A 12,046-nucleotide genomic window follows, 5' to 3' on the forward strand; every position below is an offset into this window, starting at 1 on the left:
GCGAGCCAGGCCTCACACCCGTTCCCAGATGGCCGCGATGCCCTGGCCGCCGCCTATGCACATGGTCGTCAGGCCCAGGCGGCCGCCGGTGCGCTGCAGTTCATAGACCAGCTTGGTCGTGATGATCGCGCCCGTCGCCCCCACCGGATGGCCCAGCGAAATGCCGCTGCCATTGGGATTGACCCTTGCCGGATCGAAGCCCAGCTCCCGCGAGGCGGCGCAGGCCTGCGCCGCAAAGGCTTCGTTGGATTCGATCACGTCCAGATCGCCCACGCCGATCCCCGCCCGCTCCAGCGCCTTGCGCGTGGCGGGCACCGGGCCGATGCCCATATAGGCCGGATCGACCCCCGCATGGCCATAGGCGACCAGTCGCGCGAGGGGCTTCAATCCCTGCGCCTTCACCGCCTCCCCGCTTGCCAGCACCACGGCGGCGGCGCCGTCGTTGATTCCCGACGCATTGCCGGCCGTCACGGTCCCATCCTTCTGGAAGACGGGCTTCAGCTTGCTGAAATCCTCCGGGGCCGCATCGGCGCGCACGAATTCGTCGGTGTCGAACGGCACCGGCTTGCGCCGCACCGTCACCTCCACCGGCACGATCTGCTCCCTGAAATAGCCCTGCGCGATGGCGTTCGCCGCCCGCTTCTGGCTTTCATAGGCGAGCGCGTCCTGGTCTTCCCGCGAAATGCCGTAGCGGACAGCGACATTCTCCCCCGTGACGCCCATATGGATGCCGTGGAAGGGATCGGTCAGCGCGCCGGTCAACCCGTCCTGCACCACCGCATCGCCCATCTTCTGGCCCCAGCGGGCGGCGGGCAGGAAATAAGGCGCGCGGCTCATGATCTCCACGCCCGCGCCCAGCGCGATGTCGCAGTCACCGAGCATGATCGACTGGGCTGCGGTAAGGATCGCCTGCAAACCCGATCCGCAGAGGCGGTTGACGCTGTTCGCCGGAGTTTCCTGCGGAATGCCCGCGCCGATCGCCGCTATGCGCGCGGCATAGGCGTCGCGCGGCTCGCAAGGGATGACATTGCCCAGTACGACATTGCCGATCAGGCTTGCGTCGAGCCCCGCGCGCTCGATCGCCGCCCGCGCCACATGCGCACCCAGTTCGCCCGGCTTCTGATCCTTGAGCGAGCCGCCGAAGCTGCCGATGGCCGTCCGCGCCGCCGATACCAGAAAGACATCCGTCATATGCTGTTCCTGTCCTGAATGTTGAGATCCCCGAAGCGCCCACCCTCGGCAGCGAGCCGCTCGATCAGCGGGGCGGGCGTCCATGCCCATCCGTTACGGCCGGCGGCAAGGGCGCGAAGCCGGTCCAGAACGGTGGACAAGCCCATGATGTCGGCCTGGAACATCGGTCCGCCGCGTTCGCGGCCGAAGCCATAGCCATGGATGTAGATCATGTCGACGTCGACGGGACGATAGGCGATTCCTTCCTCCACGATCCGCGCGCCTTCATTGACCAGGGCCAGCAGGCAACGGCCGACGATTTCCTCATCGCTGAACGCGCGCCGCTCAAGGCCTGTCTCGGCGGAGTAATCCTCGATCAGCCTTGTGATTTCCGGATCGGTTTCCGCCGTCCGGCCATCCGGATAGGCGTAGATGCCCTTGCCCGTCTTCTGTCCGAACCGCCCCAGTTCACAGATGCGGTCTATCACGCCCGAATAGGGCCGGTCGGGCTGTTCCGCCATACGGCGCTTGCGGATCGCCCAGCCGATGTCCTGTCCAGCCAGATCCATCGTCCGGCACGGTCCCATCGCCATGCCCCACCGCTCCATAGCGGCGTCGATCTGCTGCGGCAGCGCGCCTTCCTCCAGCATGAACCAGACCTGGCGCAGATATTCCTCGAACATGCGGTTGCCGATGAAGCCGTCGCACACGCCCGACACGACGCCGACCTTGCCGATCCGCTTGCCCAGCGCCATCGCGGTCGCCAGCACATCCGGCGCGGTTTCCCTGCCGCGAACCACTTCCAGCAACCGCATGATATTGGCGGGCGAGAAGAAATGCAGGCCGACGACCCGCGACGGATCGGCCACCAGCGCGGCGATGGCGTCGAGGTCGAGCGTCGATGTGTTGCTCGCCAATATCGCATCCGGCCGGGCGATCGCATCGAGCGCGGAAAAAACCTGCTTCTTGACGCCCATATCCTCGAACACCGCCTCGATCACCAGATCGGCATGCGCGAGCGCCTCCAGTTCGGTCGCCGCCGTGAAGGCGGCGATGCGCGCATCGGCCACGTCCTGACCGATCCTGCCCTTCTCCACATCGCGCTGGATCGTCTTGCAAATGGTGGCTTCCGCCTTGGCGAGCGCCTCGGGACGCAGTTCGGCCATCGTCACGGGCAGGCCCGCGTTCAACAGCGCAAGCGCGATGCCCGTGCCCATGAGGCCGCCGCCCACAATACCGACATGGCCGACGTCACGGGGGCGCACGTCCGGCGCCAATCCGGGAATGCGCGCCACAGTCCGCTCCCCGAAAAATGCGTGACGCAGGCCGCGAGAGGCTTCGGAGCGCAGCAATTCCCCGAACAGCGCCGCTTCCAGCGCCAAACCGGCGGCTAGATCGCCGGACAGCGCCGCGACGCAATCGACGATCCGGGCAGGCGCCTGGCTCAGCCCGGCCCGCAGCTTCGCCCGGCGCGACGCGACGGCCTCGGCGAGGTCGGCAGGCACCGGCAGCGTACCCGAACGGCGCAGCGGAGGCACGTTGCGCGCCACCTCCAGCGCCGCTTCCACAACGTCGCCGTCCACCAACTGATCGACCAGTCCCGCCGACAATGCGCGCTCCGCCATCACGGGCTTGCCCGACAGCATCATGTCGAGCGCTGCGCCTGCCCCGATCAGGCGCGGCAGGCGCTGCGTACCGCCCGCGCCGGGCAGCAGGCCCAGCGTCACTTCGGGCAGGCCAAGGCGGCTTCCCGCCTGGGCAACGCGGTAGTGGCCCGCCATGGCCAGTTCCAGGCCACCACCCAGCGCCATGCCGTGGATCGCCATGATCACCGGCTTGCCGCACGCCTCGACCGTCGCAATCAGATGCCGCAGCCGGTCGACCTGCTCGGGATCGCCGTCGAAATCGCCGATGTCGGCGCCGCCACAGAACATCCGGCCGGCGCCGGCGATCACGATGGCGCGGCAGGCGGGATCGCTCGCCGCTTCCCCGACTTTCGCCCCCAGTTCCTCGACAAAGCCGTTGCCCACCGAAAGGGCATTTACCGGTCCGTTGGACAGGCGCAGGACGATGGTCGCACCCGCCCGGGTCATCTCGACGGCCATGATGATCCTTTCGTTCAGAAGGCGTCGGCGCCAAGCGCCATGATCGTGGCCTCACCCGCCGCGATGCCGGCTGCCAGCCCCTGGGCCTGCGGCAGCATCCGTTGCGCGAAATAGTCGGCCAGCGCGCGCTTCGCCGCATGCAGCGGCGCATCGCCCCGCGCGGCGGTGGCCATGCGCGTCCACATCCAGCCCATGGAGACCAGCGCGAAAAGGCGCAGATAATCGACCGCCGCCGCTCCGGTGGCGTCGACCCCCGCGCCGCGCAGCGACGCGGTCACGCCGCGGAGAAGGGTGAGCGCGTCGCCCGTCTTCGCTGCAATGTCCAGCCCCGCCCCAGCTTCCAGATCCGCGTCCACCAGGGTGAAAAAGCCATCGACCACCGCGCCGCCCGCCATGGGAAGCTTGCGTCCGACCAGATCCATCGCCTGCACGCCATTGGTGCCCTCATAAATCTGGGCGATGCGGGCATCGCGGACATATTGCTCCATGCCCCATTCGCGGATGTAGCCATGCCCGCCGAACACCTGCTGCGCCTGCACCGCGCTTTCGAAGCCGAAGTCGGTGAAGGCCGCCTTCACCACCGGCGTCAACAGCGCGACCAGGGCATCCGCCTTCGCCCGCTGGGCGGCATCGGGATGATGATGCGCCCGGTCGAGTTGCAAGGCCGTCCACCCGGCCAACGCCCGTCCGGCCTCCACGAAACCCCGGATATTGAGCAGCATGCGCCGCACATCGGCATGTTCGATGATCGCCACCGGACCCCGCGCGCCATCGGCGCTGCGTCCCTGGAGCCGCTCCTTCGCATAGCCGGCGGCCTGTTGATAGGCTGCACCGGCAATCCCCAGCCCCTGGATGCCGACCATCAGACGCTCGGCATTCATCATGGTGAACATGGCGGCCAGGCCCCTGTTCGGTTCCCCCACCAGCCAGCCGGTCGCGCCGTCATAGTTCATCACGCAGGTCGGCTGGGCGTGGATGCCCATCTTCTTTTCCAGCGCGCCGACCGACATGGCGTTGCGGATCGTGAAGCCGCCATCGGCGGCGGGCAGATATTTGGGCACCAGGAACAGGCTGATCCCCTTCACCCCCGCCGGGGCATCGGGCAGGCGCGCCAGCACCAGATGGACGATGTTGCCGCCGAAATCATGATCGCCCGAGGAAATGAAGATCTTCTGCCCGGTGACGGCGTAGCTGCCGTCGGCGCCGGGCGCCGCCTTGGTCTTCAGCAGCGCCAGGTCCGTGCCCGCGCCGCTTTCGGTGAGCGCCATGGCGCCGGTCCATTCGCCGCTCACCATGCGCGGCAGATAGGTGGCCTTCAGCGAATCGCTGGCATGGGCGATGATCGCCTCGCACGCGCCGCGTGTCAGGCCCGGGAACAGGCCGAAGGACAGGTTCGCCGCCGACAGCATCTCGTCCAGCCAGAGCTGGAGGATGAAGGGCAGCCCCTGCCCGCCATATTCCGGCTCCGCCGATAGCGATGCCCAGCCCGCAGCCGCGAAGTCCCGCCAGGCGTCGGCAAAACCCTCCGGCGTCTTCACCGATCCGTCGACGAGATGGCTTCCCTCCTCATCCCCATGGCGGTTGAGCGGGTGCAGCCGGTCGGCGCACATCCGGCCCGCTTCCTCCAGGACGGCCACCGCCAGGTCGGCATCGACCTCCTTTCCGATGTCCGCCATTGTCCGGTCGAAGCCGAGAACCTCCGTCAACAGAAAGCGATAATCGTCTATCGGGGGAACATAGCTGAACATCGGGACTCTCCTGGAAATCGCGGGCCTCTGCTATACCAAACATCTGTTACAGTCAATCGCGGCGCATCCCCTGCCATTCGGCAATCGCCAAGGTCCACGACCGACTTATTAACATTCCGGAAACCCACCGGTGCGAATAGTCGGAAAATGCCCATACCAGCGATCGTCGACCAGCCACCCGAGTCCGAAAACAGGCGAGACGCCGCGCGTTGGCGCATTCGCCTGGAACTTCCCGGCACGTCCGACGGCGCGAGCACGAATGTGGTGATCCACGACATCTCGACCGCCGGCATGCTGATAGAGACCAGGTCGACGCTGGAGATCGGGCAGAGCATCATGCTGTCCCTGCCCGATGCCGATCGGGTCGTGGCCCGCGTCGTCTGGCAGAACGAGACCCTGTTCGGCTGTCGTTTTGAAACGTCGCTGCCCCAGGGCGCGGTAAGCGCGATCAGGCTGCGCAGTCCAGGGCGCGACGATGTGAAGCCTGCCGGCGATCCGCCGGAGGAAGCCGCCGCCGAAGGATTGGGCGAACGCCTGCTGCGGCTGCGGCATGAAAAGGGACTGAGCCGCACGGCATTGTCCGAGCGGACGGGGTTCAGCAAGCCCACCATCTGGGGATGGGAGACAGGCAGGACGACCCCGAGAAGGGAAAATCTGCGCATTCTTGCGGCGGTCTTCGGCCTGTCCGAGCAACAGCTGCTGTACGGCAAGGGGCGTCCGCCGCTCCGGGAAACCGACGCATCGGGCGCCGAGGCCTATGCCCGGTCGCTGAAGGAGGTCATCGATCAGGCGAAGACGCGCATTGCCGAAGCGGCCGGGGTGAGCAAGCTCAAGGTGCAGATTTCCATCGAATTTTAGCACGCGGACGCCCTCCCCCGGCGGGGCAGCGATCATTCATGCCGAAAGACGGCGACGATCTGCGCCGCAATCTCCGCCGGAGCAAGCTTGCCCGGACGGTACCAGTCGGCGGTGGCGTTCAATTGCGCCAGAAGCAGGTTGCGATAGATCGACCGGTCGATAGGGGCCGGCAGCGGCAGTTCCTCGACCAGCGAGCGAAACAGCCCTTCGAACCGGTCGCGCCGCGCGATCAGCTGTTCGCGGACATCATCCGGCACTTCCCGAAAGTCGTTCATCATCGGCGTGGTGAGGGAGCCGGGGGCAAGCTGGATGTCCAACAATGTCGCGCAGGCCGCGTACAGCCGGGCCCAAGGATCGGATTGCGCCCGCACGGCCGCGGCTATGCGTTCTTCCGCCCTGTCGAGCGCGGCATTGTGCAGTTCCACGAACAAGGCGTCCTTGGACCTTATATGATGGTAAAGCGAACCGCCCAGCACGCCCGCCTGCTCGCCGATGTCGCGCATGGAGGTGCCGCGATAACCCTTTTTCGCGAATAGCTGGGCGGCGATCTCCAATATCTGGCGGCGGCGCGACGATGGCTCGTCATTCGGTCCAGAAGGCGGCAAAGGCTTTGTCATCGTCGCGGCGCTAGCACATCCTTAAATGCCCGCGAAGCCTCCGTTCCCGATGAAGGGACCGGCGCTTCATCTTTGCCCGATCCGGCCTCCTCAGATGGCCGCGTCGAGTTGGCGCATGATCTCCCGTCGGCGCCGTTGCGCTTCGAAGCGGGCGCGCTCCGGATCGCCGTCTAGGATCGCGGCGATGATGGCGCGCCTTTCCCGCTTCCAGCGCTGCTTGCCTTCGCTTCCGCCATAGACCGGCCCGCGCGGATATTCGGCATAATGGTGCACGGCCACGCGGGAAAGCAGTTCCATCAGCGGGCGGTCGACCATCAGGTAGAGAATGTCCAGCATGCTCTGGTCGAATGCGCCGCGCTGCCGCGCCGTATTGCGCCCGTCGATGGATTTGACCAGCGCCGCAAGCTCCTGCCGAAGCGCCTCGTCCGTGGCGCGCGCCGCCGCCGCCATCAGTTCGCAGTCGAGCAGGGTGATGATGTCGATGGCCTCCGGATGCGCCGAATGATGCAGCGCCAGGAAGCCGGAAATCGCCTGGCTCAAACCCTCCGCATCGGGCCGGGTGCCGTAATAGCCGCCGCCGGGGCCGCGCCGCACCTTCAGGAAACCCTCATGCTCCAGCACGCGCGCCGCCTGCTGCACGGTGACGATGCCCACGCCCAGCGCCTTCGCCAGATCGGGCAGGGATCCGATCTGCGCTTCGGGCGGCTGGGCGACGATCATGTCACGCAGCTTCGCCACGGCCGCCGTCACCAGTCCTTCGCGGGAATTCTGCTTGCGGATGCTCATCTTACTCCTCGTCTGGGGTCCGACCGCCCATAGCGAATTTGCCGGCAAAAGGGCACTCCTCATACACCCCGCCCTATTATGTGCATATTATTTGTTTGATTCTTTCCGGTTTGGCAGTATTGCGATTCATAGGGGTCGATAATGGGCATATTAGTACGGGCTGAGGATAGGACGGCTTTTGGCCGCGCCAGAGCCCTGCCAACATGGGACGAGGGTGGATGCAGTGAAGATCGGCATAGTGAAAGAGATGGCGCCCGGTGAGCGCCGCGTTTCCGGCACGCCGGAAACGGTCAAGAAATTCAAGGCGCTGGGCGCGGAAGTCGCGGTGGAAGCTGGAGCGGGCCTGTCCGCCGCCATATCCGATGCGGACTATGCCGCCATGGGCGCGACGGTGGCGGATCGCGCCGCTACTGTGGCGGATGCCGACATCATCCTGGGCGTGCAGGGGCCGGACGTGGCCAGCATCGCGGGCGCCAAGCCCGGCGCGTGGATCGTCGCGGGCCTCAATCCCTTTGCCGAGCGGGCGCGGGTCGACGCCTATGCCGCCGCCGGTTTCGAGGCGCTGGCGATGGAGTTCATGCCGCGCATCACCCGCGCGCAGTCGATGGACATTCTCTCCTCCCAGTCCAACCTTGCCGGCTACAAGGCGGTGCTGGACGCGGCGGCCGAATATGGCCGGTCCTTCCCAATGATGATGACGGCGGCGGGCACGGTGTCGCCGGCAAAGGCGTTCATCATGGGCGTCGGCGTCGCGGGCCTGCAGGCGATCGCGACCGCGAAGCGGCTGGGCGCGCAGGTTTCCGCCACCGACGTGCGCTCCGCGACCAAGGAGCAGATCGAGAGCCTGGGCGCCAAGGCGATCTTCGTCGAGAGCGTCGCGGGCATCGAGGGCGAGGGCAAGGGCGGCTATGCCACCGAAATGTCCGAGGATTACCAAAAGGCGCAGGCCGAACTGGTGTCCGGCCATATCGCCAAGCAGGACATCGTCATCACCACCGCGCTGATTCCGGGCAAGCCCGCGCCGCGCCTGATTTCGGACGCGCAGATCGCGTCGATGAAGCCGGGCAGCGTGATCGTCGACCTGGCCGTCGAGCAGGGTGGCAATGTCGAGGGCGCGGTGCTGGGCGAAGTCGTCGAGCGACATGGGGTCAAGATCGTCGGGCACAAGAATGTGCCCTCTCGCCTCGCCGCCGACGCATCGGCCTTGTTTGCGCGCAACCTCTATAACTTCCTCTCCGCCTTCTGGAACAAGGACCGGAACGCGCCGGTGCTGGACGAGGAGATCGGCAACGCCATCCGCGTGACGCAGGGTGGGAAAGTCGTCAGCGAAAGGCTGCTTCAATTGACGGGGGCACTGCAATGAGTTCGCTTAATCCCGATTATCTGTTCGTCTTCATCCTGGCGGCCTTCGTCGGTTTTCAGCTCATCAAGAAGGTGTCGCCGCTGCTGCATTCGCCTTTGATGTCGCTGACCAACGCCATCGCAGCGGTGGTGATCGTGGGCGCGATCAGCATCACGGGCGAGGAAGGCGCGACGCCGCTGGCGAGGACGCTGGGCTTCGTCGCGGTGTTCTGCGCCACGGTCAATCTGGTCAGCGGTTTCATGATCACCGACCGCATGCTCAAGATGTTCAAGCCGCGGGGGAAGTGAGATGAACGCATTCGTACCCTTTGCGGCGATCATCGCATCGTCGCTGTTCATCCTGGCGCTGATGTGGATGAGCCATCCCTCGACCGCCCGCCGGGGCGTGCGGGCAGGCGAGATCGGCATGCTGGTCGCCATCGTCGGCGCGCTGGTCCAGCATGAGGTGGTCGATTACAACCTGATCCTCATCGCCATGGTCGCGGGCGCGGCCGCCGGCATCCCGATGGCGCTGCTGATGCCGATGACGGCGATCCCGCAGCGGACCGCCATCTCCCACGCCTTCGGCGCGCTTGCCGTGGGCCTGATCGGCGCGGCGGAATATTACAAGCACGCCCATGGCGAATATGCCGGCAGCTTCATCATGTGGGCGCTGATGTTCGAGATGCTGCTGGGTTTCCTGACCTGCACCGCATCGGTCATCGCCTTCGCGAAGTTGCAGGAGATCATGGGCAGCCGTCCCGTCTCCTTCGTCGGGCAGCGGGTGGTGAACGGCGCCGTGGCGCTGGCGGCGCTGGTGATCGCCGCGATGCTCGCGCTCGATCCGACGCAGACCTGGCTGTTCCCCGCCTTCGTGGCGCTGGCGCTGCTGTTCGGCATATTGCTGGTGATCCCGATCGGGGGGGCGGACATGCCGACCGTGATCGCGCTGCTCAACAGCTATGCGGGGCTTGCGGCGAGCGCCATGGGCTTTGCCCTGGGGAACAAGCTGCTGATCGTGGCGGGCGCGCTGGACGGTGCGTCGGGCTTCATCCTGGCGGTCATCATGTGCAAGGCGATGAACCGCAGCTTCGCCAATGTCATGTTCGGCGGCTTCGGCAAGGTCGTGGCCGGCGCGGCGGGCGGCAAGGACGACCGCGTTGTCCGTTCGGCCTCGGCCGAGGAAGCGGCGTTGCAGCTTGAAAACGCCAGCAGCGTCGTCATCATTCCGGGCTATGGCATGGCGGTGGCGCAGGCGCAGCACAAGGTGAGCGAACTGTATCAGGCGCTGACCAAGAAGGGCGTCGATGTGAAGTTCGCGATCCATCCGGTCGCGGGCCGCATGCCGGGACATATGAACGTGCTGCTGGCCGAAGCGAATGTGCCCTATGAGCAGTTGATCGAGCTGGACGACATCAACCCCGAACTGCCGCAGGCGGACGTGGCGCTGATCATCGGCGCCAACGACACGATCAATCCGTCGGCGCGCGACGATCCGCAGAGCGCGATCGCGGGCATGCCGATCATCGAGGCGGATCGGGCCAAGTCGGTCTTCGTGATCAAGCGTTCGATGAATGCGGGCTTCGCCGGGATCGACAATCCGATCTACTATAACAGCAACACCCAGATGCTGTTCGGCGATGCCAAGGACATGGTCGGCACCATCGCCAAGGAACTGGCTGGCGGCGGTTCGGGCCTGCATTGAGCGACGGACTGGCGCCTCCCTCCGCAGCATCCGAACGGATGGAAGGGCGGTGGGCCGGGTGCGGGCTGTACGCCTTCGCGAGCGGGGCGGAAGAATGGCGCAGTCCTGTCCGCCCTGCACCGCGGTCATCTTGAAAGGCGACAAAGGTCGTTCCGGGATTATGCCTCTGGAACGACCTTTGTTTTTGCGGCATGTCTTGCAGGATTGGCGGAGGGGGGCTTCATGCGTCTGATATGTCCTGCGATAATCTCGGTTGCGGTCCTGGCTCCCCAGGCGCTCTTTGCTCAGCCTTCCGCGCCGAATGCCCAGGGCGACCTGTCCGTCACCATCTATAATAACGATCTGGCGCTGGTGCAGGACGTCCGCCGCATCACCCTGCCCTCCGGACGCTCCCGGCAGGAATTTCCCGATGTCTCGGCGCGCATTCGCCCGGAAACGGTGACATTGTCGGGAGAAGGCATCGGCATTGTCGAGCAGAATTTCGACTATGACCTTTTGTCGCCCGCATCGCTGATGGAAAAGGCGGTGGGCCAGACGATCACCCTGCTGCGCACCAACCCAGCCACCGGCGCGGAAACGCGGGAACAGGCAATGGTGCTCGCGGCCAATGGCGGCGTGGTGCTGAAGATCGGTGAGCGGATCGAGGTGCTGCGCGACGACGGTCTGCCTGTGCGGGTCATTTTCTCCTCCATCCCGCCCAACCTGCGCGCGCGCCCGACGCTGAGCGTCACCCTGGATGCGCCGCAGGGCGGTGCAAGGCCGGTGACGCTGAGCTACCTGACGCCGGGCATGAGCTGGAAATCCGACTATGTCGCCCTGTTCGACGAGAAAGCGGGCAAGCTCGACATGCAGGGCTGGATCACGCTCAACAACAGCACCGGCACCGCTTTCGCCAACGCCCGCGCCCTGCTGGTCGCGGGGGAAGTGGGACAGGTGCAGCAATCTTATGGCGGCTATAATGGCGGCCGGCCCCAGCCCCGCGGAAACCGGCCCGGCACGGAGAGCGGCGGCGAGCAACTGGGCGACTTCCATGTCTATCCGATCGAGGGTCGCACGACGATCGCCAATGCCCAGACCAAGCAGGTGAGCTTCCTCGACGCATCGGGCGTGCCGGCGGAACGCGGTTACGAGTTCCGCAGCAACTGGATGGAAAGCAAGGACCAGGCGGAAAGCGCCGCATCGGTGCTCAAATTCTCCAATGCCGAGGCGTCCGGAATCGGCGCGGCCCTGCCCGCGGGCACGGTTCGCGTCTATATGCGGGATGCGCGCGGGCAGGCCCAGTTCATCGGGGAAAGCGGCATTCCGCACACGCCCGGCGGCTCCACCCTCGCCCTGCGAACGGGCGACGCCTTCGATGTGAAGGTGCAGCCGGTGGTCGAGCAGCGCGACACGATCACGACGGACGAATGGACGAAGACCGAGCGCTGGCGCGTCGCCTATCCCGACGGCACAAAGGCGGAAGGCTATGTCGAGCGGCCGCAGAAATATTTTCGCACGCGGATGCGCTACATCGTCACCAATGCCAAGCCGGTGCCGGTGAATGTCGACGTGGTCCAGTCCGGCCTGTCCCAATGGTGGTGGTGGCGCGACCTGCGCGTGCCGGAGGAGAGCATTCCCGGCGTGCAGGAAACGGCTGACCTGCGGCGCTGGGTGGTGCCGGTGCCCGCCAATGGCAAGGTCGAACTGACCGCCACTTTCCTCACCCCCTGGTAAGCG

General features: G+C 66.0%; 10 protein-coding genes. 5 read left to right on the top strand and 5 right to left on the bottom strand.

Annotated features, from left to right (window positions below):
* Positions 1–12: 12 nt before the first annotated feature.
* Genes bktB through A0J57_RS12305 form a run of 3 tightly spaced genes read right to left on the bottom strand, consistent with a single transcriptional unit; the run spans position 13 to position 5,023 of the window.
* Positions 13–1,191: a beta-ketothiolase BktB gene (gene bktB, locus A0J57_RS12295; protein ID WP_061936053.1), complete on the bottom strand. Its 1,179-nt coding sequence runs from the start codon at positions 1,189–1,191 to the stop codon at positions 13–15.
* Positions 1,188–3,275, bottom strand: coding sequence for a 3-hydroxyacyl-CoA dehydrogenase NAD-binding domain-containing protein (locus A0J57_RS12300; RefSeq protein WP_061936056.1), 2,088 nt, complete (start codon positions 3,273–3,275; stop codon positions 1,188–1,190). The genes bktB and A0J57_RS12300 overlap by 4 nt, the downstream gene beginning before the upstream one ends.
* 14 nt (positions 3,276–3,289) lie before the next feature.
* Entirely contained in the window at positions 3,290–5,023 is a 1,734-nt protein-coding gene (locus A0J57_RS12305; RefSeq protein WP_061936059.1) for an acyl-CoA dehydrogenase family protein, read from the bottom strand.
* Positions 5,024–5,170: 147 nt separating this feature from the next.
* On the opposite strand from A0J57_RS12305, the gene A0J57_RS12310 reads away from it, so the two are divergent.
* Positions 5,171–5,881, top strand: a complete 711-nt coding sequence (locus A0J57_RS12310) for a helix-turn-helix domain-containing protein (RefSeq protein WP_061936062.1) — start codon at positions 5,171–5,173, stop codon at positions 5,879–5,881.
* A gap of 32 nt (positions 5,882–5,913) precedes the next feature.
* Here A0J57_RS12310 and A0J57_RS12315 read toward each other — a convergent pair whose 3' ends face one another.
* The gene (locus A0J57_RS12315) at positions 5,914–6,498 is read right to left on the bottom strand and encodes a TetR/AcrR family transcriptional regulator (protein ID WP_061936065.1); all 585 of its coding nucleotides are present in this window, start codon (positions 6,496–6,498) and stop codon (positions 5,914–5,916) included.
* A 90-nt stretch (positions 6,499–6,588) separates the two neighbouring features.
* The gene (locus A0J57_RS12320) at positions 6,589–7,284 is read right to left on the bottom strand and encodes an FCD domain-containing protein (RefSeq protein ID WP_025549502.1); all 696 of its coding nucleotides are present in this window, start codon (positions 7,282–7,284) and stop codon (positions 6,589–6,591) included.
* Between the two features lie 223 nt (positions 7,285–7,507).
* On the opposite strand from A0J57_RS12320, the gene A0J57_RS12325 reads away from it, so the two are divergent.
* The 4 genes from A0J57_RS12325 (at position 7,508) to A0J57_RS12340 (ending at position 12,043) form a co-directional block, all read left to right on the top strand.
* The gene (locus tag A0J57_RS12325; RefSeq protein WP_061936209.1) at positions 7,508–8,647 is read left to right on the top strand and encodes an NAD(P) transhydrogenase subunit alpha; all 1,140 of its coding nucleotides are present in this window, start codon (positions 7,508–7,510) and stop codon (positions 8,645–8,647) included.
* Positions 8,644–8,934 carry an NAD(P) transhydrogenase subunit alpha gene (locus A0J57_RS12330; RefSeq protein WP_061936068.1) on the top strand — a complete coding sequence of 97 codons (291 nt, stop codon included), beginning with the start codon at positions 8,644–8,646 and terminating at the stop codon, positions 8,932–8,934. Before A0J57_RS12325 ends, A0J57_RS12330 begins: the two co-directional genes overlap by 4 nt.
* A gap of 1 nt (position 8,935) precedes the next feature.
* Positions 8,936–10,330: an NAD(P)(+) transhydrogenase (Re/Si-specific) subunit beta gene (locus tag A0J57_RS12335; protein WP_044661092.1), complete on the top strand. Its 1,395-nt coding sequence runs from the start codon at positions 8,936–8,938 to the stop codon at positions 10,328–10,330.
* Positions 10,331–10,552: 222 nt separating this feature from the next.
* Positions 10,553–12,043, top strand: a complete 1,491-nt coding sequence (locus A0J57_RS12340; protein ID WP_061936212.1) for a DUF4139 domain-containing protein — start codon at positions 10,553–10,555, stop codon at positions 12,041–12,043.
* Positions 12,044–12,046 lie beyond the last annotated feature (3 nt).

The organism is Sphingobium sp. 22B (assembly GCF_001580035.1).
In the GTDB taxonomy this organism is placed as follows: Bacteria; Pseudomonadota; Alphaproteobacteria; order Sphingomonadales; family Sphingomonadaceae; genus Sphingobium; species Sphingobium fuliginis.

Bases quoted from the DNA above. Each gene is read 5' to 3' on its own strand.
- bktB (WP_061936053.1), bottom strand. From the start codon at position 1,191: ATGACGGATGTCTTTCTGGTATCGGCGGCGCGGACGGCCATCGGCAGC.
- A0J57_RS12310 (WP_061936062.1), top strand. From the start codon at position 5,171: ATGCCCATACCAGCGATCGTCGACCAGCCACCCGAGTCCGAAAACAGG.
- A0J57_RS12330 (WP_061936068.1), top strand. From the start codon at position 8,644: ATGAGTTCGCTTAATCCCGATTATCTGTTCGTCTTCATCCTGGCGGCC.
- A0J57_RS12335 (WP_044661092.1), top strand. From the start codon at position 8,936: ATGAACGCATTCGTACCCTTTGCGGCGATCATCGCATCGTCGCTGTTC.
- A0J57_RS12315 (WP_061936065.1), bottom strand. From the start codon at position 6,498: ATGACAAAGCCTTTGCCGCCTTCTGGACCGAATGACGAGCCATCGTCG.
- A0J57_RS12300 (WP_061936056.1), bottom strand. From the start codon at position 3,275: ATGGCCGTCGAGATGACCCGGGCGGGTGCGACCATCGTCCTGCGCCTG.
- A0J57_RS12340 (WP_061936212.1), top strand. From the start codon at position 10,553: ATGCGTCTGATATGTCCTGCGATAATCTCGGTTGCGGTCCTGGCTCCC.
- A0J57_RS12320 (WP_025549502.1), bottom strand. From the start codon at position 7,284: ATGAGCATCCGCAAGCAGAATTCCCGCGAAGGACTGGTGACGGCGGCC.
- A0J57_RS12305 (WP_061936059.1), bottom strand. From the start codon at position 5,023: ATGTTCAGCTATGTTCCCCCGATAGACGATTATCGCTTTCTGTTGACG.